This window comes from Providencia sp. PROV076 (genome assembly GCF_028483405.1).
In the GTDB taxonomy this organism is placed as follows: Bacteria; Pseudomonadota; Gammaproteobacteria; order Enterobacterales; family Enterobacteriaceae; genus Providencia; species Providencia huaxiensis.
Genome location: NZ_JAMPRR010000002.1, coordinates 169,227 through 192,849 on the forward strand (window position 1 = coordinate 169,227; position 23,623 = coordinate 192,849).

At 40.9% G+C, this 23,623-nt stretch carries 21 protein-coding genes and 1 pseudogene; 10 read left to right on the forward strand and 12 right to left on the reverse strand.

The window, feature by feature from the left end; genetic code table 11:
* Window positions 1-29: 29 nt before the first annotated feature.
* The 8 genes from PSF67_RS02230 to PSF67_RS02265 all read left to right on the forward strand — a co-directional run bounded on the left by PSF67_RS02230 (window position 30) and on the right by PSF67_RS02265 (window position 6,140).
* The gene (locus PSF67_RS02230) at window positions 30-632 is read left to right on the forward strand and encodes a fimbrial protein (protein WP_210848262.1); all 603 of its coding nucleotides are present in this window, start codon (window positions 30-32) and stop codon (window positions 630-632) included.
* Between the two features lie 9 nt (window positions 633-641).
* Window positions 642-1,157: a fimbrial protein gene (locus PSF67_RS02235; protein WP_231068770.1), complete on the forward strand. Its 516-nt coding sequence runs from the start codon at window positions 642-644 to the stop codon at window positions 1,155-1,157.
* A 12-nt stretch (window positions 1,158-1,169) separates the two neighbouring features.
* Window positions 1,170-1,652 (forward strand): fimbrial protein, encoded by a 483-nt coding sequence (locus tag PSF67_RS02240; RefSeq protein ID WP_210848263.1) that lies wholly within the window; start codon window positions 1,170-1,172, stop codon window positions 1,650-1,652.
* 11 nt (window positions 1,653-1,663) lie between these two features.
* Window positions 1,664-2,158, forward strand: coding sequence for a fimbrial protein (locus PSF67_RS02245; protein WP_272676457.1), 495 nt, complete (start codon window positions 1,664-1,666; stop codon window positions 2,156-2,158).
* Complete coding sequence (locus PSF67_RS02250; RefSeq protein ID WP_306804475.1) at window positions 2,155-2,673, forward strand: fimbrial protein; 519 nt, start codon at window positions 2,155-2,157, stop codon at window positions 2,671-2,673. The genes PSF67_RS02245 and PSF67_RS02250 overlap by 4 nt, the downstream gene beginning before the upstream one ends.
* Window positions 2,674-2,681: 8 nt before the next feature.
* Window positions 2,682-3,215 carry a fimbrial protein gene (locus PSF67_RS02255; protein ID WP_210848265.1) on the forward strand — a complete coding sequence of 178 codons (534 nt, stop codon included), beginning with the start codon at window positions 2,682-2,684 and terminating at the stop codon, window positions 3,213-3,215.
* Window positions 3,216-3,252: 37 nt separating this feature from the next.
* Complete coding sequence (locus PSF67_RS02260; RefSeq protein WP_231068768.1) at window positions 3,253-4,098, forward strand: hypothetical protein; 846 nt, start codon at window positions 3,253-3,255, stop codon at window positions 4,096-4,098.
* 635 nt (window positions 4,099-4,733) lie between these two features.
* Window positions 4,734-6,140: a cytochrome-c peroxidase gene (locus PSF67_RS02265; RefSeq protein WP_239979444.1), complete on the forward strand. Its 1,407-nt coding sequence runs from the start codon at window positions 4,734-4,736 to the stop codon at window positions 6,138-6,140.
* A 66-nt stretch (window positions 6,141-6,206) separates the two neighbouring features.
* On the opposite strand, the gene dmsD is transcribed toward PSF67_RS02265, so the two are convergent.
* The 4 genes from dmsD to PSF67_RS02285 all read right to left on the reverse strand — a co-directional run bounded on the left by dmsD (window position 6,207) and on the right by PSF67_RS02285 (window position 10,828).
* Complete coding sequence (dmsD, locus tag PSF67_RS02270; protein ID WP_272676458.1) at window positions 6,207-6,839, reverse strand: Tat proofreading chaperone DmsD; 633 nt, start codon at window positions 6,837-6,839, stop codon at window positions 6,207-6,209.
* 62 nt (window positions 6,840-6,901) lie between these two features.
* A complete protein-coding gene (locus PSF67_RS02275; protein ID WP_272676459.1) occupies window positions 6,902-7,753 on the reverse strand; it encodes a DmsC/YnfH family molybdoenzyme membrane anchor subunit in 852 nt (283 codons plus the stop codon).
* A 1-nt stretch (window position 7,754) separates the two neighbouring features.
* The gene (locus PSF67_RS02280) at window positions 7,755-8,372 is read right to left on the reverse strand and encodes a DMSO/selenate family reductase complex B subunit (RefSeq protein ID WP_102138125.1); all 618 of its coding nucleotides are present in this window, start codon (window positions 8,370-8,372) and stop codon (window positions 7,755-7,757) included.
* Between the two features lie 11 nt (window positions 8,373-8,383).
* Window positions 8,384-10,828 carry a DMSO/selenate family reductase complex A subunit gene (locus tag PSF67_RS02285; protein WP_195697826.1) on the reverse strand — a complete coding sequence of 815 codons (2,445 nt, stop codon included), beginning with the start codon at window positions 10,826-10,828 and terminating at the stop codon, window positions 8,384-8,386.
* A gap of 531 nt (window positions 10,829-11,359) precedes the next feature.
* Between PSF67_RS02285 and PSF67_RS02290 the strand changes: the two genes are divergently transcribed.
* Both PSF67_RS02290 and PSF67_RS02295 read left to right on the forward strand, forming a co-directional pair.
* Complete coding sequence (locus PSF67_RS02290; RefSeq protein ID WP_231068765.1) at window positions 11,360-12,238, forward strand: SMP-30/gluconolactonase/LRE family protein; 879 nt, start codon at window positions 11,360-11,362, stop codon at window positions 12,236-12,238.
* A gap of 68 nt (window positions 12,239-12,306) precedes the next feature.
* Window positions 12,307-13,647 (forward strand): MFS transporter, encoded by a 1,341-nt coding sequence (locus tag PSF67_RS02295; RefSeq protein ID WP_166264124.1) that lies wholly within the window; start codon window positions 12,307-12,309, stop codon window positions 13,645-13,647.
* 135 nt (window positions 13,648-13,782) lie between these two features.
* Here the strand turns inward: PSF67_RS02295 and PSF67_RS02300 are convergent, their stop codons facing one another.
* From PSF67_RS02300 to PSF67_RS02335, 8 genes and pseudogenes are all read right to left on the reverse strand, one after another.
* Window positions 13,783-14,523: an SDR family NAD(P)-dependent oxidoreductase gene (locus PSF67_RS02300; protein ID WP_102138128.1), complete on the reverse strand. Its 741-nt coding sequence runs from the start codon at window positions 14,521-14,523 to the stop codon at window positions 13,783-13,785.
* A gap of 1 nt (window position 14,524) precedes the next feature.
* The gene (locus tag PSF67_RS02305; protein ID WP_102138129.1) at window positions 14,525-14,776 is read right to left on the reverse strand and encodes an acyl carrier protein; all 252 of its coding nucleotides are present in this window, start codon (window positions 14,774-14,776) and stop codon (window positions 14,525-14,527) included.
* A 19-nt stretch (window positions 14,777-14,795) separates the two neighbouring features.
* Window positions 14,796-15,605, reverse strand: coding sequence for a protein dehydratase (locus PSF67_RS02310; RefSeq protein WP_272676460.1), 810 nt, complete (start codon window positions 15,603-15,605; stop codon window positions 14,796-14,798).
* Window positions 15,602-16,855, reverse strand: a complete 1,254-nt coding sequence (locus tag PSF67_RS02315; protein WP_102138131.1) for a beta-ketoacyl-[acyl-carrier-protein] synthase family protein — start codon at window positions 16,853-16,855, stop codon at window positions 15,602-15,604. The genes PSF67_RS02310 and PSF67_RS02315 overlap by 4 nt, the downstream gene beginning before the upstream one ends.
* Window positions 16,852-18,264: an efflux transporter outer membrane subunit gene (locus PSF67_RS02320; protein ID WP_272676468.1), complete on the reverse strand. Its 1,413-nt coding sequence runs from the start codon at window positions 18,262-18,264 to the stop codon at window positions 16,852-16,854. Before PSF67_RS02320 ends, PSF67_RS02315 begins: the two co-directional genes overlap by 4 nt.
* A gap of 2 nt (window positions 18,265-18,266) precedes the next feature.
* A pseudogene (locus PSF67_RS02325) lies at window positions 18,267-20,231 on the reverse strand (ABC transporter permease).
* 5 nt (window positions 20,232-20,236) lie between these two features.
* Window positions 20,237-21,421: an efflux RND transporter periplasmic adaptor subunit gene (locus PSF67_RS02330; protein WP_272676461.1), complete on the reverse strand. Its 1,185-nt coding sequence runs from the start codon at window positions 21,419-21,421 to the stop codon at window positions 20,237-20,239.
* Window positions 21,418-23,619, reverse strand: coding sequence for a peptidase domain-containing ABC transporter (locus tag PSF67_RS02335; RefSeq protein ID WP_231068762.1), 2,202 nt, complete (start codon window positions 23,617-23,619; stop codon window positions 21,418-21,420). The genes PSF67_RS02330 and PSF67_RS02335 overlap by 4 nt, the downstream gene beginning before the upstream one ends.
* Window positions 23,620-23,623: the final 4 nt, after the last annotated feature.

The following is a 23,623-nucleotide window of genomic DNA, read 5'->3' on the forward strand; positions in this document are numbered from 1 at the left end:
CTATTTATTAAATAGTAATAGAGGAAGGTATGAGTAAAAAAGTGAGTTATAGCGCTCCTTTAATAGGGATTATTTTCAGTACACTTGCCTTTCAGACATTAGCTACTGATATTGGCAAAGTTGATAATTGGGATGTTGATGGTGCCAATGGTGTTTTACAAGTTAGGGGTGTGCTTACTGAAAGTGCATGTAGATTAGCCATGCAATCTGCATTCCAAACAGTAGATTTGGGTACAAATAGTTCTTCAACATTTAAATCTCTAGGGCATAAAGGCACACCTATTCCTTTCAATATTCAATTAGAAGATTGTTTAAGGAGTGAAAGCCGCAATCATGATCAACAAGGTAATATAACTTGGAGCTCTGACATGCCTGCCGTAAGAATTCGTTTTCTTGCTATATCAGATAATACAGATAGCGAATTAATAAAAGTAAATGGTGCTGAAGGTATTGCCCTCGAGTTAAATGATGAAAACTTTAAAATAATTAAACCGGGTATTTTTACAAAACCAAAGCTATTATCGATGGGTAGTAACAAACTAACCTATTACATTACCCCGGTGAGAATTAATAGCCATCTTAATGCAGGTAATTATCAAGCACATATAAGATTTCAATTAGTATATGACTAAAGGTGAAATATGAAACTTTCATATCTAAATCCTTTATTAAAATTAAAGGTGTTTATTAGCATTTTATTTATATCAATATGCCTTAATAAATCAGTCGCTTCTATGGCTTATATTGGATTAAGCATCACTGTTATAGAGCCTCCTAGTTGTAGTTTTGATGGAGGTAATACACTTGGCATTAGTTTTGGAGAGGTGCAACAAGCACTTATTGACGGGAAATCATATAAAAAAACAAGTATTGACTACAATTTTAAATGCACGAACCTGTCGACTAATTTATTAAAAATGACATTGAGCTGGAATAATTTTAGAGTCAATGGTGTTGATTCAATAAAAACGAATAGAGATAATCTCGGCATCGCTATCTATCATGGTAATGATATAGTATCCAACAATTCAAATATTCATTTTATATATGGTGCCATGCCTTATTTCTATGCCGTCCCCATAAAACCTGATGGTTCAATGTTGAGCGATGCAGGGAATTTCAGCGCCGAAATGATTATGAAAATTGAATATCAATAAATTGAGCCCCTTATGAAAACTAAATTTTTATATAGCTTATTATTTGTTACTGTCTTTTCACATTCAACCACACTTAATGTTAGTTTCACTGGTGTATTAGCTGTATCACCTCCCGAATGCACAATAAATGGAGCTACAACAACTGACATTAATTTTGGTGATATTCATGAAACATTAATTGATGGTTCTTATAAAAAAATGCTCATTGATTATGAGTTAAATTGTACCAAAATTTATAATAACGCGTTGAAAATGACATTAAATTGGAACTCTATTACTATAAATGGAAAAGATACCGTTAGAACTAATCGTGATAATTTAGGTATTGCTATTTATCATAACAATACCCTGATAACAAATGGTTCTATTATTAACTTTCAATATAATAGTGATAATCCTTTACTCTATGCCGTACCTGTAAAACCAAATGGGATGACGTTGCAGGATGGAGGTAATTTTACTGGCACAATAACTATGCTCATAGATTATAGTTAAGGAGAATTCTAATGCGATATCATTTAAAAACTAGCTTATTTATATATTTAATTAGTTTTCTATATAGCGCTCAATCTATTGGATTTGGGGTTAATATTAATGGAAACTTAATAACAACCCCTCCAGAGTGTATTTTAAATAATAATCAAAAAGAGATGGTTCATTTTGGTGATATTTTATTAAGCAGGATTGATGGAGCGAACTATAAACATAATCTATCTCTTGAATTAACCTGTACTAATTTAATAAAAAACAACCTAACTTTAAGCATTCAGGGTGATGCAAGTAACTTTAGTAATGGGATACTTAAAACTAGTAATACAAAGCTAGGATTGGTTTTTTATATCAATGGTGTAAAACAAGATATTAATAAAAAAATAAATGTTAAATATTTAGAATTACCATCATTAGAAGTTTCTCCAGTAAAAAATACTAGCTCAAGTTTTGATGATACTGATGGTGGAGATTTCACTGCACTTGCAACACTTAATGTGGATTACCAATGATGAAAAATAGCTCAATAAATAACAAACTTCAGTATCAGATATTTTGTTTTCTCTTGATATTCTTAGCAAATATGGCTCATGCTAATTGGGGATTTGATGGCTCGTTAATTATGCCGCCAAAATGTCGATTAAGTCATAGTGACCCTATAAAAGTTTCATTTGGTAAAGTGGGTGTTAATAAGGTTGATGGAATACAATATAAAAAAGAAATTCCCTATGAACTTATTTGCGATGGTGACCTAACACAGCCATGGAATATATCATTAACATTATCTGGCGCAACCGCAGGGGCAGGCTTTGATGATGCAACACTACAAGTAAAGTCTGACCAAAATGGAAATAATGTAGGCATCCAAATTCAAAAAGATGGGCAACCTATCACTTTAAATAAAGCATTTGTGATTGACCAAGAGACATTACCCACTTTATCCGCTGTTATTGTCAAAAAAGCAGGAACTAAACTGGTTGGGGATACATTCAATGCTATTGCGACATTAACCGTTTCATTTCAATAGGAATCATAATGTTCTCGATAATAAAATTTTATATCTTGTTATTTTTAACCGTGTTTACATGTCATTCGTTACCATCGGTAGCCGAAACAATTAATTTTGATGGTATATTTGTCGAAGATGCTTGTGATTTATACCCCGGAGATGAATTAATTACATTAGATTTTGGGACAATTGCAGATAAATATCTTTATTTGAATAACCGTACTTTAAGTGAATCATTTAGTATTCGATTAATTAATTGTGATTTATCTTTAGGTCGCGAAATTAATGCTTCATTTAATGGAAATGAAAACTCGTTTTTATCTGGTTATCTTGCATTAGACCCAGTAAGCCAAGCTAATGGTATTGCAATTGGTTTAGAGACAGATACCGGAGAAAAAATCGATATAAACACAAAAAATCACACACAGAAATTGTCAGCAGGTAATAACGAAATAAGACTTAAAGCCTTTATTCAAGGAGAGCCTTCTGCATTAACAAATAAAACAATTTCATATGGAACCTTTATATCAACGTTAACATTCTTTCTAGAATACAACTGAATATATAAAATCCGCATTGAATTATAGGTATTCGAAAATGAAAATTTCAGCATTGATTAGCAACTATAAAGTCATAGTAATAAAGGTATTTTTTATTACTATATTAACCTTCATTTACAACATAAATGCTTATTCTATAAGTTGGGGATCATTTATCCAAAGAAATGGTAATGATGTCACTATTCAGTGGGGATGGCAGAGTGAAGATAGCAATAGTATCATTTGTTATAATCCCTCCGGTTGTATTGTAACGGTTGGTCCCTATGATTATCGAGGTTCTAGTGCAGACTCAAAAACGTTTGGTGGTATAAATTTACCCTATGGCATGCAGCAAAAAGTCATCATTCGCAATAATGGGACAGCAATAGATGCTTTTAATGCTTGGAGGCTACAATATGGAACGGCTAATACACAAACCCTTGCTACAATGTGGGGAAATTATCCAAATACAGATTTCGCTTCAGTTTGTTATGGGTTCCAAGTTTTTCAAATCTCAACCTGGGGGACATCTTATGGTACTTTATTACCTAATGCAGGCTGTGGGGTAGTACCTCCATCAAACACTTCTTGTAATTTTAGTTTCCCTACGAGTATTGATCTGGGTTCCGCTGTCAGTGGCCAAAATGGTTCTTGGTCTGGAGAAGCTACAGGCGCTTTTACCTGCACCAATATTGTTGATGTAAGGGCTAGCTTATTATCTACCCCCTATTTAAGTAATCTTCCTGTTGATATTTCAGTAAATCAAACTGCTCTAGATAGTAATAATAAACTGGTTGCACGAGGGCAAATGGCGTCACTTAATTTTAAGGCAGCCACAGCAGGTAAGTTCACATCAGCAGGTAAGTTTAACGCTAATGCAGTTATTTTGTTTTCTTTCAATTAGCAAACACATTACTACTGTGAATGTTAAATAAAGTACAATAAGAACCGCCAATAATAAATCTACTAACTGATAGTTACCTAGAAAGGCGAAGCTATTCCTGTACTGTAATGCCCAATAGTGAAAGAGGGTTATTCCCCCTCTTCCACAATGATGATGTGGATCATTACTTTTTATTTAGCAATATTATGGTTATCTAAAATCAATAATTTTCAGGAATATTGCTTTTTTAAATAATTTATATTTCTCTTATTTTATAATATGCATTTAGTCCACAACAATTGAAAAGGTGAAAACTAAACTTTTCGATTAGTTTTACTTAATTTATTTTAATAATTAAAATTTATCATTTATAAATACCCAAGCAATTAAATTGAACTTAAAATTTATTACAATAAGATCAAAGCAAGATAACTCCCTTTGAATTCAATGCGTTAAAAATTAATTATAAATTAATTTTTTAATTATTTTCTTATTGATAGGCAAATCTTATTTCAGCAATCGCTTAAACCGATGGCCATCATTGATAAAAATCAAGAACCTCTCAGACTTATTTATCCATCATAGTCCGGCTGTAGAATTATATTAATTAAAAAATATTTAAATATATTTGACCGCAATCTTTCAAGGATAGTGTAATGAAAAAACTTACTCGCATTACGGTCGCTGTCATATTTTTGCTTTTACTCGGTTATTTTGGGTTATCTGGATATGTGTGGTATCACGATAACCAACGAAGAGAAAATAATGACATTCAGACATCTAAAATTGCAGAAAATAATCAAGTCCTAAAATTCTTTGCTGAAAAAGGATGCGATTACTGTCACACGCCGTCAACTGATTTACCTGCCTACGCATCATTCCCCATTGCTAAGCAACTGATGGAGTACGATATTCAGCTAGGTTATAAATCATTCAACCTTGAGGCCGCTCGCGCTGCACTCATCGCAGGAGAACCTGTACCGCAAAGTGAATTAAATAAAATTGAGTGGGTTATGCAGAACCACACCATGCCACCAACGCGTTATGTTGCACTTCATTGGGCCAGTAGCGTCAGTGACGAAGAACGTGATAACCTATTGAATTGGATAGCTAAACAGCGGGAAGAACACTATACCAGCCAAGATACCGCTGCTGAGCACCGCAATGAACCAATTCAACCAATTCCAAAATCACTGGATGTCGATGATGCAAAAGTCGCATTAGGTTTCCGCTTGTATCATGATGCGCGTCTGTCAGGGGATAGCACGATTTCTTGTGCACACTGCCACGCGCTCAATGCAGGTGGTGTTGATGGCCGTAAAACGTCAATTGGTGTTGGCGGTGCAGTAGGTCCAATCAATGCGCCAACGGTGTTTAACTCGGTATTTAATGTCGAACAGTTTTGGGATGGTAGAGCACCTGATTTACAAGCCCAAGCCGGTGGCCCACCATTAAACCCTATCGAAATGGCATCAAAATCATGGGATGAAATCATTGAAAAACTGGATAAAGACCCTGTCTTAAAGCAAGATTTCAATGCCGTTTACCCAGAAGGGTTCACGGGTGACACCATCACAGATGCGATTGCAGAGTTCGAAAAAACCTTAATCACCCCAGACTCTCCGTTTGATAATTGGTTAAGAGGCGACAAGACTGCATTAACCGCGCAACAACTCCATGGCTACCAGTTATTTAAAGAAAACAAATGTGCAACCTGCCATGGTGGTGTGATCTTAGGTGGTCGTTCCTTCGAACCGCTTGGTTTGAAAAAAGACTATGAGTTTGGTGAAATCACTGCACAAGATATTGGTCGTATGAATGTCACCTCTGATGAGCGTGATAAATTACGCCAAAAAGTACCAACGCTAAGAAATGTTGAATTAACAGCGCCTTATTTCCACCGTGGGGATGTCGCCACCTTAGATGAAGCCGTGAAACTGATGCTGCGTTATCAAGTCGGTAAAGAACTGCCACAGAAAGATGTCGATGATATTGTTGCCTTTCTTGAAAGCTTAACCGGTGTGTATACACCATATGTGCAACAAAGTGATTCACAACAGTAAATATCAATAGCTGATTGATATGAAAAACCAATAGCACCGCGCAAATGATAGCGGTGCTATTTTTATTTATAACGTATCTTTGTAAAACACCACTTTCTCTAATACAGGCAATGTTAACTGTTGTTGATATCCATCCAATGTTTCTTTGGCCAGTATCGCCAATGCGCAGTAAAAATCGCTGTTAGCCGAATCTATCAATACTTCGAGAAAATGTGCCGACCAAGGTAATAGATGCCAAGCGAGTAACTCTTCTAAATCAGCTCTGCGATTTTGCTCAGCGAGCCAAGCCGCTAACATCAAGACCAGCCCAAAGTGGTCTTCTGGCTCTTTTTGTGTTGTCACTGGCTCAACACCTTTAGTACGCATCCATTGGCGCAGCTCAACGGTTGAGTCACCAAAAACAATCTTTTCTTTATCTAACCAGACTGAGCCCCAAGGAGGCGCGGGTAAAGCATAAGGCCCGATAAACAAGCGCTGCCATGCTTCACTGAGGGGTTCATTCTCCTGAGCACTGGATTGTAAAAGCTGGCTAATTTTTGCTAAAGAAGGTAAGGAAAATGGCCATTCTTCATGCCAAGTTGGCTCTTGTAAAATCGAAATAATCTCTGCGTTGTTTTCATTTTCTGGTGAGAAATAAAATAAAGACCCCAGAACTCGCCCTGTGACTGCGACGTGCTCAAGAAAGTGCGCTTCTTGCATATTGATTGTCTCTGAAGTTATCAGCGCAGGGAAACCATCTCCTGCGCTGAAAGGTTTACCAATTAAGCCACAGCCATACCGACTGTCATATGTAAACCATAGAATAGCCCACGACCGATAAATTCACCAATCAGTACCAGCACGGTACCCAGAAGTAGACTCAATACTGAAGGCTGATTTTGTCGCACAACAGGCAAAATCCATAGCAGTAACCCAAGACTGGTCACCACTAAGCGTATCACTTGTAAAACACCAAAATCAGGGACTAAATCCACTGCTTTTTGAACAGAAGTGGCAATTAATGCAATTTCTCCGCTTTGCAGTAGTACTGACGCGATAGTCACAATATAAGCCATGATACTAATCGCTGCTAACTTACCACTATTAAACGGAAATTTAGCCACGCGTAATAAAAATGCGCCTAAAATTGGCCCGACAACAAACAGAGTCATAAAGAAACCAATAGTGGTATGTGGCGTATTCCATGTTGGCACCGTGCTTATCATATAAACTCGAGTCATTGCCCAAACAAATAACAGCCCCATCAGCATGGTGATGATTAACCACACTTTGTCTAACCCTGTTGGCATTTTTTTCATTGCAGATAACAGCCACCATAGGCCGCCCAAAGCAAAGAAAATGGAGCCAAACAGCACTTCGTTACTTAATGATGACGCAAACACACGGTTCATCGAGTTAAATGCACGCATCGGTGAGCCCATATGCATCATGGATGCGAGAAAGCCTAAGCCCATCAACACCCATAACGCCAACATTGCATTCACAATGCGCTGTTTTTGGGGTTTATCATCTGTCGATAACCAAGCAAGCCCTGTCACAATCACGCCACCTGCAATACTTTGGCCTAATACCGTAAATAAAATCAGCGGCCATTCGTGTAATCCATTGCCCATGTTATACCTCCCGAGGATTGGCTAAATGGCCTGTCGTATCATTGACAGGACGGCTATTGGCATTGGGTTTAATGACAATATTGGGCTTGGTATAATGCGCTTCAGGTAGTGGCGCAATCTCTGCCAAATTGCCATGTTTTTCACGTAACTCTTCAATGGGGCCAAAATCTAATGCACGCAGTGGGCAAGACTCAGCACAAATCGGTTTTTTGCCAACCGCAACACGTTCATAGCAACCATCGCACTTGGTCATATGCCCTTTTTCGCTATCAAATTGCGGCGCACCGTATGGGCAGGCCATATGGCAATAGCGGCAGCCAATACACACGCTTTCATCAACAACGACAAAGCCATCTTCACGTTTATGCATCGCGCCACTTGGGCACACTTTCACACAAGCAGGGTCTTCACAGTGGTTACATGAAATCGACAAATAATAACTAAATACGTTTTGATGCCATACACCGTTATCTTCTTGCCAATCTCCCCCTGCATATTCATAAATGCGTCTAAAATTCACCGCAGGAGATAAATTTTTGTAGTCCTTACACGCTAATTCACACGTTTTGCATCCGGTGCATCGTGCGGAATCAATATAAAAACCATATTGTGTTGTCATGATTTATCTCCCTATACCCTTGCCACTTCAACCAAATTACTGTGTTGCGGATTACCTTTCGCTAACGGTGACGGGCGCTGAGTCGTCAGGACGTTTAGGCTACCACCATGGTCCACCTTGTTTTCATCAGGTGCGTACCATGCCCCTTCCCCCATAGCCACAACCCCTGGGATGATGCGTGGGGTCACTTTGGCAGCGATCTGCACTTCCCCTCTATCGTTGTAAATACGCACTATGTCGCCATCTTTAATATTGCGACGTTTTGCATCAATAGGGTTGATCCACATCTCTTGCAAACAAGCGGCCTTAAGCACATCAATGTTGCCGTAGGTGGAGTGAACGCGCGATTTATAGTGGAAACCACTCAATTGCAGTGGGTATTTTTCGGTGAGCTTATCATCATGGCTTTCAAAGCCTGGTGAATACATTGGGAGTGCTGATATCAAATCACCTTCTGCGAGCGTCCATGTTTTCGCGATATCCGCTAATTGAGATGAATAGATCTCAATCTTTCCTGACGGGGTATTTAATGGGTTTGCAATTGGGTCTTCGCGGAAGGCTTTATGTGCCACGACATGCCCTTGTGGGTTCATTTTTTTGTAAATCCCTTGCTGCTGGAATGTCTCAAAATCAGGTAGCTCAGGTAACTTTTGTCGTGAGATTTCATACAAATGGCGTAGCCACTCTTCTTGGGTTCGCCCTTCGGTAAATTTCTCTTCAACCCCCATACGGCGTGCGATTTGTGTACACATTTCATACACCGTTTTACTCTCAAAACGTGGTTCAATGGCTTGGCTGGCGAAAATCACATACCCCATATTACTAGCAGCACCATCCAAGCAAAAATCCATTTGTTCAGACGCGGTACAATCTGGCAGGACTAAATCCGCATATTTCGCTGAAGCCGTCATATGGTTATCAATCACTACTATCATTTCACATTTTTTATCATCCTGAAGGATGTCATGCGTTTTATTAATATCAGAGTGTTGATTGATTAAACTGTTGCTGGCGTAGTTCCAAATAAACTTAATCGGAACATCCAGTTTATCTTTACCTCTTACCCCATCATGAGTTGCGGTCATTTCAGGGCCGCGCTCTATCGCATCGGTCCATAAAAATACAGAAATACTTGCTTTAACTGGGTTTTCTAACGTTGGCATACGCTCAAATGGAATATCATAGTTCCCTTCACGAGCCCCCGTATTTCCCCCATTTATACCCACATTACCGGTTAAAATCGGTAACATCGCAATCGCACGTGCGGTTTGCTCGCCGTTCGAATGGCGCTGTGGCCCCCAACCTTGGCTAATATAAGCAGGTTTTGCGGAACCGATTTCACGCGCTAGTTTGATGATTTTATCAGCAGGAATACCGGTGATTTGCGCAGCCCATTGTGGTGTTTTTTCTACACCGTCATCCCCTTGCCCTAAAATATATGCCTTGTAGTGGCTATTTTTCGGAGCATCTGCGGGTAGCGTTTTCTCATCATAGCCGACGCAGTATTTATCTAAGAAAGGTTGGTCAACCATATTTTCAGTGATCAGCACATGAGCGATCCCTGCCACCAATGCGGCGTCTGTTCCCGGACGGATTGGGATCCACTCGTCTTCACGCCCTGCTGCTGTATCAGTATAACGCGGGTCGATCACGATCATTCTTGCATTAGAACGCTCACGGGCTTGCTCGAGTTGATAAGTGATCCCACCACCGCTCATACGGGTTTCGGCAGGGTTATTTCCGAACAGAACCACCAACTTGGAGTTTTCGATATCAGAAACGCTATTACCCGCCCCGCTACCATAGGTATAAGGCATCGCACAGCTGATTTGTGCTGTACTATAGGTACCGTAATGATTTAAATAGCCGCCCATGCAGTTCATCAAGCGGGCGATTGGTGAATTCGCTGGCGGCCATGAACGTGCGACTGTGCCACCTAATGTGCCTGTTCCATAGTTCAAGTACACCGCTTCATTGCCATAATCGGCAATAATCCGTTTTAGATTGTCGCTAATTAAATCGTAGGCTTCTTCCCAACTAATTTGTTTGAATTTACCTTCACCACGCGCCCCAACGCGCAGCATCGGGTATTTCAAGCGGTCAGGGTTATAGACACGACGGCGCATTGAGCGCCCGCGTAAACAGGCTTTAACTTGGTGCTTATTACCGTAAACATCATCACCGGTATTGTCGGTTTCAACATATTTTATTTCACCATCAACAATATGCATTCGCAGTGGGCAACGGCTTCCACAGTTAACGGTACATGCGCTCCAAACTATTTTTTCTTCAGGTATGGCTGTTTTGGGTGCTGTTTCACTGGTATCAGCAACACTATTAAAAGGTAAACTTAGCGCTCCACTTGCAAGTGCGAGTCCCCCGACGGTACTGGTTTGCATTAGCTTCCTGCGGCTGATCTCCGATTGGAGTACTCCCTCAGATAATGCTTTACTCATAATCTGCCTCACTTAACATTGCTTCAGCGTTTTAAAATGGCTTTTTTGAAATTTATTTTTATCTTTAATTTATTTATCGACTTCCAATTACCATTCTATAACCGAGGCACCGTGGGGTATTGTGCACGATCAACAATCCAGCACAAAAAGTATGGTTTTTATCCATTAGCAATCATTAAATAATATTGAAAATAAAACCATCCCAGTTTTTATCTTTAAAAATTAATTTAATTAAAATAAATATAGTGAGATTATTTCTTAAATTGAGTTGATTTAACTATTTTAAAGCCTTTTTATTTAATAAATATTTTTTACTTAATAAATTGCGCCATTCATTTCTATTGTGCAAATGAACAAACAAATTAACAATTGGCCGTACAATAAATACAGCTATCTTCACATTATTTTAATAGTACTTCCCTACTATTAAGATTACCTCTAACCAATAGCCAATCATATATATCACATCATATCTAAATTAATTAGATACATTCCTTTTAATCAATCGATATTATTAATAAGGCTGTAAAAATGAAAATAAACGTATTATTAGATTTGAAGAATAATTTAGGGGAAGGCCCTGTTTGGGATATTCAACAGCAACGCTTATATTGGATTGACAGTTTAGATGGCCGTGTATTTTCCTGTACGGAACGTGGAACTGAAATTAAAAGCTGGGATGTTAGGCAGAAAATTGGTTCAATGGCTTTATGTAAAGATGGAAACTCCGCAATCGTTGCACTCGAGAAAGGAATTTATCTTCTTGATTTTGCTACGGGAGAAACAAATTTTCTGCACTCACCTGAAAGTGATAAACCTCATAATCGATTCAATGATGGGAAAGTTGATAGGCAAGGACGCTTTGTTGTCGGTTCGATGGATATGCAAGAAGAGACCCCGTCAGGTGCGTTATATCGACTAGATACGGACTATTCCCTTCATAAAATTGAACAAAGTATTATTGTTTCAAATGCGCCTTGCTGGTCGCCTAAAGGCGATACTTTCTATTTTGCTGATACATGGACAGGTGAAATATGGAAATATGATTATGACGGCTTAACAGGCAATATCAGTAATCGCCAAACATTCTGTACCGTTAACACCTCATCGGGTGGAGCTGCTGATGGTGCGACCGTTGACAGTGAAGGCTATCTTTGGAATGCCCTTGTATATGCAGGAAAAATCGTTCGATATAGCCCTACTGGCGAAATTGACAGAATTATCGAAATGCCTGTTAAGAAAGTCACCAGCGTCGCTTTTGGAGGTGAAAACTTAGATATTTTATATGTCACATCGATGGCAAGGCCGCCTTTACCTCGCTTTCCTGAAGATGGCCAATTACGCGGTAGTGTCTTCTCCATACATAATCTTGGTGTGACCGGTATTCCTGAAAAACGGTTTGGGGGTTAAATAACGTTTAAATCAAAAATGAATATCAACGGTTCACAAATTATTATACTTATAAAAGAGCTACAATTATGATTAAAAATAATGTTTCAAATAATAAAATATCATTTAAGAAAATACATCGTTTCTCGTGGGTCTCATTATTTGTTTGCTGGCTTATTTGGTTATTAAATGCTTATGATAGAGAAATGATATTAAGACTAGGCCCTGTTATTTCTCAGGAATTTAATTTAAGCCCTGAAGAATGGGGGAATATCGTTGCTATTATTATGATAGCCCTCGCTATTTTAGATATACCCGGTTCAGTTCTAAGTGATCGATATGGTTCAGGTTGGAAACGTGCTCGTTTTCAAGTTCCTTTAGTATTAGGTTATACCGCTATTTCATTTGTTTCTGGTTTTAAAGCTATTAGCCATAATTTAACCTATTTTATCCTATTAAGATTTGGAGTGAATCTCGGTGCCGGTTGGGGTGAACCTGTTGGAGTAAGTAATACGGCAGAATGGTGGCCAAAAGAAAAAAGAGGTTTTGCACTTGGTGTACACCATACTGGATATCCCATCGGAGCTTTATTAAGCGGTGTTGTTGCAAGTTTTATTATCTCTGAATTTGGCGAAGCGAACTGGCGATATAGCTTCTTTATACCACTCGTGGTCGCACTGCCTATTATGATTTTTTGGGCTAAATATTCAACCGCAGCACGGATCTCAATATTATATGAGCATATTGAAAAATCAGGCATGACCAAACCAGCAGAAAGTAGTAGTACTCAAGTACAAAAAGGCCAAGGATTTAAAATTTTTATTAAGACACTAAAAAATAGAAATATTGCACTAACAGCTGGGAATACATTATTAACTCAGATTGTTTATATGGGGATCAGCATGGTATTGCCCTCCTATTTATATCATGTCTCTGGGTTATCTTTAGCCGCTTCAGCGGGGCTGAGTATCATCTTCACATTAACGGGTGTACTCGGGCAAATTGTTTGGCCTTGGCTATCAGACATATTAGGTCGAAAAAGAACCTTAATCATTTGCGGTTTATGGATGAGCATTGGTATCGCTTTATTTTACTTCGCAACGTCAATGCCAAAAATTATCGCTATACAGCTGTTCTTCGGCTTGGTGGCTAATGCCGTTTGGCCAATTTACTACGCTATGGCATCTGATAATGCCAATGACCAATCCATTTCTACTGCAAATGGTATTATCACCACATCCATGTTCATTGGTGGTGCATTATCCCCGCTATTAATGGGCTGGTTAATTAATCTTGGTGGAGGCTGGAATAGCTCTTTAGGCTATATTTATACCTTCTTTGCAATGGCTGCCTGCGCACTACTTGGTGTCATATTACAGCTCTTTACTACCCACACATCACTGCATGAAAGCCATACTACAGCTGAATAAATCACTTTAAATAAGGTTGTTTAAACCCATAAAAAAACCCCTTAAACGGAAATTTACTAAAACGTTTAAGGGGAAATATAAAATATAAATTATCGAGTGAATATTTGTTCTGCTAACCGTAATTAAAACAATCCATTACGCAGTTAGGCCACCATCTAAGACCAATGTTTGCCCTGTTAAGTACTGGCTATTATCGCCAATCAAAAATTCAACTAGCTCTGCCACTTCTTGGGGTTGCCCTAAGCGGCGTAACGGGATGTTTTGGCACATAGCTTTTAATTTAGCTTCAGGCATTGCACGGGTCATATCACTATCAATAAGCCCCGGAGCAATACAATTCACACGTAACCCAAAACGCCCAACTTCATGAGCCAATGAACGCGTCAACCCCATCATCGCGGACTTACTCGCCGCATAAGCTGTCTGGCCAATATTGCCTTTTAGCCCAGTAATTGATGACATCAATACGATCGAGCCATTCCCCGTCATCAACATTGCAGGTAATAATTTACGGTGCCAATTCATCACGGAAATGACGTTGTTCTCTAGCACGTCTCGCCAGATTTCAGCATCTTGATGAATATGTAAGGCATCCCTAGTGATACCTGCATTATGAATAATAGCCGTAGGAGCCCCAAACTGTTCCAATAACGAGCTAGAAAGCGCGTCAACTTGTGCTTCATTCTTACCATCACACGGGGATCCTTTCACCCATGTATCTAAATCGGGGTTTTCAAGACTCGCTTGTGTTTCATTAACACCATCAACGTTACGCCCAGTAAAAACTACATTCCAGTGGCGTCGCAATTCACTAACCAGTGCGAGTCCAATTCCTCGGCTTCCTCCCGTCACGAGTATCCATTGATTATTTGCCATTTTAAGATTTCGGTTCCTTATCAATATGTTCACACAGTGCTTTTACCGAAATTTCTGGATGTTCTAGGAAAAATTCCGCATCTAAAACAACATTAAAGTCACGTTTAACAAGCACCATAAGTTCAACATAATCTAAGCTATCAAACTCTAACTGGACTAAAGTCATATCCGCATTCAACTCTTCTGCTTCTATATCTTTTGCGTCACAGATCATGTCACTAATTTTGATATAAATTTCTTGATATTGGCTCATTTTTTTTATCCTTGCATTCTTATTGAGTTATTGAATTAACTTTCAATGTTATTGAATTGTTTATTATTTTTTCCCCGTAATGGGCAGTGATACTGATACTTACTAATCGACCACTCTCACTATCCGCAATGACTAAGGCGGGTAAAATACGTAGGTAAATAGGTTCAGGAGAGGTGATAGGAACCCATTTAGTCAGAAGTGCACGGTCAAAAACCACTTCTTGGTGGGTTTGTACGATAGGATAACGGCAAAAAATATCTTTCAACGTTGAGCCGGCTGGCAGCCATTGCGCGATCTCTTGTTGTTGAAATAAAGAGCTATCATGAATTAAGTACCAAAACAAAACTGCGTCAATAAATTGCCATTCATACATTTCGTTGGAAAACTGAGAGAATATTGACTGCAATTTCACAAGTTCGGCGGTCGAAATCGTTATCTCATTTGCGATTTCATGTAATCGCGGTGGGGAGGTGACCGACAATTGGCAAGTTAAACAATTTTGTTGCTCATCAGAAGAGAGTAAAGCCACAGATCCCGCTTTATTTCGTGCAACTAATTGATAATCTTTATCGTTCCATAACGGATTGCGTAACCGCACGACACATTTGATAAACTCAGGATCGATAACCTCTTGTGAAGCCAATAGTTCGTGATTTAATGATTCACTCGCAAATTGTTTCACATCGAGTAGTGCACGCATGCCATGCACACTCAGTTGTTCTCCGCCCTTCGCTTTGACCCATTCAAGATCAAAATGAATCGGGTTATCATCACCAGAAAATGATGCCCACTGTTTTGCATCCTCAACGGTATAACGTAATGTCCTCATGACGCTTTCTCTAAAATCAGCGCCGCATTTGCCCCACCGAAGCCAAAACTCAGGTTTAGTGCACGCTTAACTTCACCAATACGGTGTTCGTTAGGGATATAATCGAGGTCACATTGCGGGTCCGAGTGATGTAAGTTAGCGGTTGCAGGCATCACGCCATGTGCCATAGCTTGCAAGCAAATAATGGTTTCAAAGCTACCAGCAGCGGCAATTAAGTGTCCGGTATAGGATTTAGTACTAGACATTGGGATTTGATAAGCTGCCGCACCTAATGCCTTTTTCAGTGATTCTGTTTCATTTAAGTCATTAAGAGCCGTTGAGGTCCCATGGGCATTGATATAATCGATAGATTCAGGAGCGGCTCCCGCTTGTTGTAAAGCCATTTCAATGGTTTTCACTCGGGCGACACAATCTTCTGCTGGTGATGTAAAATCAAATGCATCAGAAAAATTCGCATACCCTGTAATTTCACCCAAAATAGTGGCGCCACGTGAAATAGCGCTCTCACGCTCTTCTAAACACAACACGGCTGCACCTTCAGAAAGCACGAATCCACTACGGTCCGCACTGAATGGGCAACATGCACGAGTCGGGTCTTCCGCTTCACGAGTTAAAGCACCAAGAACATCGATATTCCATACAGCACAATCGGTCCGCAAGGACTCTCCTGCACCAGCGAGCATCATATCGGCTCGTCCATGACGGATCGCGTCAAAAGCATCACCAATCGCAATAGTGCCTGTCGCACAAGCCGCGATGGTCGTATTTTGATATCCACGCAGGTTCCAAAACTGGCTGCAAGCCGCTGTTGTCACACTTGGCATTGCATAAAAACAGTTGAAAGGCGAGGTCATCCCTGTCGCTTCGAATTCACTTACCGACATATAATTTTCATCAAGCCCTGCCCACCCCGATCCCATAATGACGCCACACATCAGAGGGTCATATAAATCCGTTAATGGCGTGTCTGCGAAGGCCATGTTCATGGCCTCTCGTGCGGCCCCCAAAGCTAAGCGCGTATGGCGCGGTAAACGACGACGAATAGCCGCGGGAACCCCTTTTAAGCTGGGTTCATTATCAATAAGCCCTAAAAAATGACTGTGGATATTTTGCGCAGTTTTATCAACGTAACGATAACCGAGCTTTTTATCCATAATCGCTTGCCAACATGCTGAAGCCGTATCCCCCAATGGAGTGACAGCCCCATAGCCTGTGACAACAACGCGTTTAAAGTGAGATTTTTGGTTCATAATGGGTTGTCCTCTTGTCGGGCGCTACCGCCACCTTGTGCTAGCCAAAGTTGCAGCGTTGCATAAAGATAATCGTATTGATTTTGAGCTAATGTGTTCTCAATAGTTAAAAGGTCATCTTGCGCATTAAGCAGTGTTTGATAATTCGCGGCACCAGCTCGGTAACGGCTGCTAGTGAGCTTTAACCGCTGCTGGCTAAGTGATAATGACTGTTGCAATTGCTGACGAATTTCATCCGCGGCAAAACGGGCTTCCATCGCGTTATCGACTTCTGATAATGCGGTATAAGCCGCACGACGAAATGCCACCGCAGCTTGTTGCACTTGTAAGTCGGATTGTTCAATGGTCAATTTCACCGTGTTCCACTGAATAAAAGGCAGAGAAATCGAACCTCCAACAACTCGTGTCGGGTCACTAAACCATTGAGAAAACAATTGGCTACCCGCATTAAGCGCACCTTGCAAAGACAGTGTCGGGTAGAAACTCAATTTAGCAGCGTCAGAGTCAGCAAGCGCGGAACGAAGACGTGACTCGGCAGCTTGAATATCTGGCCGCTGTGCTAATACGGACAACGGTGTCGCGTTAAGAATTTCAATTCGTTGATTTCGATTAAGTGCGGTGAGCTCACTGGCATGCTGCTCTGCAGGGCGGTTCAACAATAGGGCTAGCGCATTACGGGAACTGTCACGTTCTTTAATGATTCGTCGCAATTCATTTTTTCGACTAATCACAGTTTGCTGCGATTGTAAAAAATCCAGTTGGCTAACTTTTCCTGCCAAATACCAAGACTTAATTTGCTGCTGACTTTTTTCTGCAATCTTTTGGCTCGCTATCAGGTTATCAATCTGTTGATTTAACAGTGCAATATTCCAATATAATTGTGCTGTCGTATTAATAACCACTAATGCTGTTGCATGGTAATCCTGTTCGGTTGCTATTGCTTCCCACTCATTCTTTTCACGAATACGTGCAAGCTTTCCCCATAAATCAACTTCATAATTTAAGTTTAGATTTGAGCTATAACTCTCTTGAGGAGAGGTTCCATTGCGAATAGATTTTGTATTGCTTGCAGAGCCCCCAAGGGAGACATTTGGGGTTATATTAGTGTTTGCTAGCCCGGCCGTACTTCGCGCCAGCTTTAACTTAATTGCCGCTGCGGCTAAATCATTATTATTCTCTAGTACCTGGTTGATCAGTTGAGATAGCTGAGGATCTTTAAAGTTATCCCACCAATTTTCAGTTAGGTTCAATGACTGAACTGACTTCACTACGTCATTTGCACCGGATTGGTGTATTTTATCATCCCACTGCTGTGGCAATGTGAGCTCAGGACGTTGGTATTCCGTACGCGTAAAACTGCCGCAGCCATTTAGCAAAAATAAAGCAGAAATGATATAAAGCGATTTGATATTCATTCGCGTGCCAATGCCTCCGTTGGGTTGAGTTTGGCAGCCCGACGAGCAGGAAAATAGCCAAAAACAAAACCAATTAGAGCGGAAAAACCGCACGCTAATAAAATAGGGAACAGAGTAAACACCATCGTAAATTCAGTGGTGAGATAAGAAAAAACCCACCCCGCTAACCATGCACCGACAATACCAATAAACCCGCCAAGCGAACAAATCATCACGGCTTCTATCAGAAATTGGTTCATAATATCTTGAGGACGCGCTCCGACCGAAAGGCGGATCCCGATTTCATGAGTTCGTTCCGTCACAGAAACCAGCATGATATTCATCACCCCAACGCCGCCAACCAATAAGGAAATAGCAGCAATCGAGGTGATCAGTAATGACATAGAATCGGATGTTTTTTGTAATGCATTTGCGAGCTGGTCATCCGACTGAATAAAAAAATCCTTTTTACCATGTTCGCGTAATAACAAACGCTCAACCTGTAATTTAGCTTGTTGAGAAGTTAAGCTTTCAGGGAAACGCAACGAAATAAATTCAATGGGTTTGTCCCCGACCACACGTTGCTGTAAGGATGAGTAAGGCACCCACCCCATAACAAAGCCACTCGACATTTTGGGCCCCGGTTTACGGGCAATACCAATAATTCGCCATGGTGAATGGCCAATTTGCACAATTTGCCCTAATGGTTCTTCTTCTGGTTGAAAAAGTACCTCTCGGCTTCCTTCATCCAACACGATAACGGGCTCACTGTCTGCCATATCGAGCGTACTGAATAAGCTACCATGTAAAAGCTGAAACCCTTGTGCCGCAAAATATTCTTCTGAAACCCCATTAAGCATGATTGAGTTATCCAAGCCTTTATTAACGACCATCGTCATGCTACTCGTGACGGGGGAAATAGACTCAATCCATGGCAACTGCTTTAGGCTTTTGACATCATTTAACGATAACGCACGCTCCATATCAGGCCGCTTAGCCCCCCACCCAGTGCCTGGGCGAATTTCCAGAGTCGTGCTGCCGAGTTTCCCGATTTCATCCATGATGGAGCGTCTTGCTCCTTCCCCCACGGCCATTGATGACACCACAGAAGAAATACCGATGATAATTCCCAACATCGACAAAAATGCACGCATGCGATGACCGAGTAAGGCCCGCCATGCCATACGAATAGACTCAATAATATTGCGCCACACCGATGCACGGCCATTATCTTCAACAGTAGGAAGCTGGTGTCATTGTTTTGTGCCTTTCTGCGCTTGGTTCTGCTTATCAGAAACAATTTTTCCATCACTAATTTCAATAATTCGCTGAGTTTGCTGAGCGATATTTTTATCGTGGGTCACAATCACAACAGTGTGCCCATCGAGATGAAGTTGATGTAAAATATCCATCAATGCGTGACCACTAGCGCTATCTAATGCCCCTGTAGGTTCATCCGCAAGAATAATTTGCGCACCATTGACCAAGGCGCGACAGACACTGACACGCTGCTGTTGCCCACCAGATAATTGATAAGGTTTGTGATCCAAGCGCGTTTGTAACCCTAGCTTTTCTGCTAATAAAGCAACTCGAGCGCTCCGCTCATCTTCTGGCATTGCCGTATACAAAGCGGGGATCGCAATATTTTCCTCTGCAGTCAGGTAGGGCATTAGGTGATAACGTTGAAAAATAAACCCAAGATATTGGCTACGTAATTCCGCCAGTTGGTCGCTATTCACCTCATGAACCGCAATCCCATTAATAAATACTTCCCCTTGAGAGGGCTTATCTAAACAACCAATGATGTTCATCAGAGTTGATTTACCTGAACCTGATGCGCCAATGATAGCGACCATCTCTCCTTGATTAATTGATAGCGAAATATCATTCAAAACAGGAATGGTTTGTGTACCAGCTGAAAACTCACGATAAACATGATGAAGTTCAATCAGAGGACGAGTTAAAGATACATTTCGTGTCATCGCCATTATTCACTCGCCACATTATCTGATTGAATAACAACTTGTTCACCCTCACTAATTCCCTCAAGAACTTCGACAAAATGGCGGTCATTAATGCCCACTTTGATGGTGCGCGTTTCCGGTTTTTCATTTTTGATCACGGTCACTTCATATTGGTTTGCACCCATCGCACGCCCCAGCGCACTAGTAGGGAGTCGAATGGCATCTTTTACTTGTGCAACACGAATAAATACTTGCGCTGTCATTGATGTCTTTAATGCACGATCAGCGTTATCAACCTCGAACGTTCCGTTGTAGTAAATTGCGCTGTTCTGTTGCCCTCCAGAATTATTGTTATTTTCATCAAGCGCTTCGGGCGGAATGGGTTGAACATACCCCATCGTACTTTCGTAGTGCGTTTCCGGGTCTGCAATCACATAGAACGTGAGGGGTTGGCCTGGGCTAATTTTTTGAATATCCGCTTCTGAAATTCGTGTCTGAACCTGCATTTTATCCAGGTTCGCCAACACTAAAATGGTTGGTGCTGTCTGTGAAGAAACGATGGTTTGCCCTTCGTTCGCCACAATACCCAGCACTTCACCACTGATCGGCGCGACGATCCGTGTAAAATTGAGGTTAGCTTGTGCAGTTTGTACGTCCATTTCTGATTGCGTGATTAACGCCTCATTGACATTAACCTGCTGTAATTGCGCCTCATATTGTGCTTGCGCTTGTTCATATTCACTGCGAATACCAGAACCATCTCGCTGCATCACTACCTGACGCCGATAGGCTTTGATGTACTGTATTAAAGTTGCTTCTGCAGCCCGTTTTTGCGCCTGAGCACTGGATAACCGGGCAGTTGCATTTTTGAGCTCAGACTGTTGGATAGTCGGGTCGATTTCTGCTAATAACTCCCCTTTAACTACTTTGTCGCCTTGTTTTACATACAATTTTCTGATTTGCCCGTTAACCTGAGCCCCTACGTTAACTTGCATTGAGGGCTTTAATTTCCCCGTTACCATAACGATTTTTTCTATATCGCCACGTTCCACCGATAAAATTACGTTTTCATACAATACAGGGGCGGGTGGTTGCCAAACAAAACGGCCGATCACCACGATCAACACAAGCAGTGCCACCAGCCCACCTAAAGTGCGTAATCGTCGGGCCGTTAAACCCAATATTGGTGTTACGTGACGAGAGGTCATAAGGGAGTACCTTCCATTACCGCTAATAAAGAAGGTTCAGATTGAGGCGTGCCTGCGGTGACAGAAAGGTCTTTATTGGTGCTTATCTCAAGACTTAATTTCCCATCCACGATTCGGTAAAGTGCATCAAAATTAGCCGCTAGCTCTTCACTGTGAGTGACGACAATCAATGTCTTACCTGTTTTCTGGCAATGTGATTGAATAGTCGCCATGACTATTTTTGCTGTTTCTTCATCCAAATTGGCAGTGGGCTCATCCAATAATAAAATAGGACGGGCACTGTACAACGAACGAGCTAATAACAAACGTTGGCGTTGCCCAAGTGACAGTGCCGCATGGCTTTCTCTTATTAACGCATTCACTCCACCAGGTAATTGATTAATCACTGCACCGAGTGCCAATTTATCGAGCAGCACTTCGACTCTTTTTTTATCTTTTTCACGGAAATTAGGGTCAAATAGCGTAATGTTATCTAAGACTCTCGCATTGAATAGAATATCTTCTTGGCTTTGCAAGCAAACCAATTGCGTAAGCTGCTGCACACTGACGGCTTCCCCATTGGATTCGCATATTCCTTGCTGTGGGCTGAATAAACCCGCAATGGTGCGTAATAACGTGCTTTTTCCTACCCCAGATTCCCCAACAATGGCAACCTGTGAGCCTGAAGGTAAGTCTAATGACACATTATTTAAAATCGGTTTTGCAGGGTCATAACAGAAATGAATCCCCTTGAAAGATAAGTGTGGTGCATTTCCTTGCACTGAGGCTTGTTTCTCGTGGAATGGTTCGGTGTCCTGCTCGCTTTTCTTAGGGAATAAAGAATGGGCGCGTGTATCAATAATATGCAGTTGTGACTTATGTATAATCGCATAAAAAATACGCGTCACATAATTGGTGAAAATTTGACGTAAGAAACTATAAGCAAAGAAATCCCCCAACGAAATTAACTCATTGGCCACCATAGGTAGAACCACCAACATAAAAATGACCATCTCCAAACTACCGATTAATTGATAGATGCCATCTTTAATTTGTTGATACACATTTCTGCGTTGCATACAGGTAAACAATTCACGGTTTAACCATGCAAATTGCGCCTTACGCTGATTTTCTATCCCTGCTGTTTTTATGGTCAGAATGCCTTGCAGCGTCTCCATAAAAAAGTCATTTAATTCTGCTGATTTTAGCTGTAACTGCTGGGTATACCACCGGTCACGAATAATCGCCCATACACTAATTAAGCCCATCACGGTAACACCCGCAGCCGAAATAGCGGCTAACACGGGGGCAATCCAAAACATGGTACCTAATGCGATTGCACAAATAACCCAATCCGTTCGTAACCCGTTATCCAGCTCAATTTTTTCGGTTAATGCCCTCTGCCAAGCAACAAAACGGCTAAAAACATCCCCGGGTGCGCGTTTTTCAAAAAAGCGCAATGGATTACTCAATAAACGGGAAAAGCCAACCCCGCTTTTAATCAACACAAAGTGTTTTACGAAACGCTCGCTGAGCATTCTCACGCCAAGGGCTAATAGTGTTGCAACCACAAAGGCAACAATAAACCAGCCATAAGGGAAAATGGCATTTTTAGCGTCGGAAAAGGCTTGGTTAATCGCATTGCTCACCATGGCTGGCATTAAAAATAGCGTTAAAGAAACCAAAAAAGCGAATATCATCAACCAATAAACACCGCGAATCTCTGAGGTTTCTTTCAGGCTCATTGCATGAGGAGCTTTTTTCCCATCCCCATCATTTTTGTCTTCTGGTGCTAGCGATTCAATTCTTTCCAGCGCGGTATCCGGCTCTAAAATTAATGCATAGCCGCTGATTTCCGCTTTTAATGCAGAGAAAGGTAACCATTGCTGCCCAATTGCAGGGTTCATCACGCACACGTTATTTCCCTTACGATAAGCAAGCAGCACAAAATGGTTTGCTCCGTAATGTAAAATAGCGGGAAGCGGTAAGCTATTGAGCTCTTGGTGCTCAAATAGCACCGGTGTCGTCGCAACACCGTAATTAGCTAAGATGGACGAGAGATCAATCAAAGAAGTTCCATGATCCGATGCCGGATACATCTCTCGCAGCGTTTCAAGAGAAACGTTGAGGCCTTGGGTTTGTGCTAACATCGCAATACATGCTAAGCCACATTCATTGGTTTCTTCTTGAGAAACAAAATTTGGAATAATATTTTTCATTATT

What these genes read in the sequence shown, in the direction of transcription:
- PSF67_RS02295 (WP_166264124.1), top strand. Translation starts at nt 12,307, where the DNA reads ATGATTAAAAATAATGTTTCAAATAATAAAATATCATTTAAGAAAATA.
- PSF67_RS02255 (WP_210848265.1), top strand. Translation starts at nt 2,682, where the DNA reads ATGTTCTCGATAATAAAATTTTATATCTTGTTATTTTTAACCGTGTTT.
- PSF67_RS02230 (WP_210848262.1), top strand. Translation starts at nt 30, where the DNA reads ATGAGTAAAAAAGTGAGTTATAGCGCTCCTTTAATAGGGATTATTTTC.
- PSF67_RS02300 (WP_102138128.1), bottom strand. Translation starts at nt 14,523, where the DNA reads ATGGCAAATAATCAATGGATACTCGTGACGGGAGGAAGCCGAGGAATT.
- PSF67_RS02315 (WP_102138131.1), bottom strand. Translation starts at nt 16,855, where the DNA reads ATGAACCAAAAATCTCACTTTAAACGCGTTGTTGTCACAGGCTATGGG.
- PSF67_RS02275 (WP_272676459.1), bottom strand. Translation starts at nt 7,753, where the DNA reads ATGGGCAATGGATTACACGAATGGCCGCTGATTTTATTTACGGTATTA.
- PSF67_RS02250 (WP_306804475.1), top strand. Translation starts at nt 2,155, where the DNA reads ATGATGAAAAATAGCTCAATAAATAACAAACTTCAGTATCAGATATTT.
- dmsD (WP_272676458.1), bottom strand. Translation starts at nt 6,839, where the DNA reads ATGCAAGAAGCGCACTTTCTTGAGCACGTCGCAGTCACAGGGCGAGTT.
- PSF67_RS02240 (WP_210848263.1), top strand. Translation starts at nt 1,170, where the DNA reads ATGAAAACTAAATTTTTATATAGCTTATTATTTGTTACTGTCTTTTCA.
- PSF67_RS02290 (WP_231068765.1), top strand. Translation starts at nt 11,360, where the DNA reads ATGAAAATAAACGTATTATTAGATTTGAAGAATAATTTAGGGGAAGGC.
- PSF67_RS02330 (WP_272676461.1), bottom strand. Translation starts at nt 21,421, where the DNA reads ATGACCTCTCGTCACGTAACACCAATATTGGGTTTAACGGCCCGACGA.
- PSF67_RS02260 (WP_231068768.1), top strand. Translation starts at nt 3,253, where the DNA reads ATGAAAATTTCAGCATTGATTAGCAACTATAAAGTCATAGTAATAAAG.
- PSF67_RS02310 (WP_272676460.1), bottom strand. Translation starts at nt 15,605, where the DNA reads ATGAGGACATTACGTTATACCGTTGAGGATGCAAAACAGTGGGCATCA.
- PSF67_RS02265 (WP_239979444.1), top strand. Translation starts at nt 4,734, where the DNA reads ATGAAAAAACTTACTCGCATTACGGTCGCTGTCATATTTTTGCTTTTA.
- PSF67_RS02335 (WP_231068762.1), bottom strand. Translation starts at nt 23,619, where the DNA reads ATGAAAAATATTATTCCAAATTTTGTTTCTCAAGAAGAAACCAATGAA.
- PSF67_RS02280 (WP_102138125.1), bottom strand. Translation starts at nt 8,372, where the DNA reads ATGACAACACAATATGGTTTTTATATTGATTCCGCACGATGCACCGGA.
- PSF67_RS02245 (WP_272676457.1), top strand. Translation starts at nt 1,664, where the DNA reads ATGCGATATCATTTAAAAACTAGCTTATTTATATATTTAATTAGTTTT.
- PSF67_RS02235 (WP_231068770.1), top strand. Translation starts at nt 642, where the DNA reads ATGAAACTTTCATATCTAAATCCTTTATTAAAATTAAAGGTGTTTATT.
- PSF67_RS02305 (WP_102138129.1), bottom strand. Translation starts at nt 14,776, where the DNA reads ATGAGCCAATATCAAGAAATTTATATCAAAATTAGTGACATGATCTGT.
- PSF67_RS02285 (WP_195697826.1), bottom strand. Translation starts at nt 10,828, where the DNA reads ATGAGTAAAGCATTATCTGAGGGAGTACTCCAATCGGAGATCAGCCGC.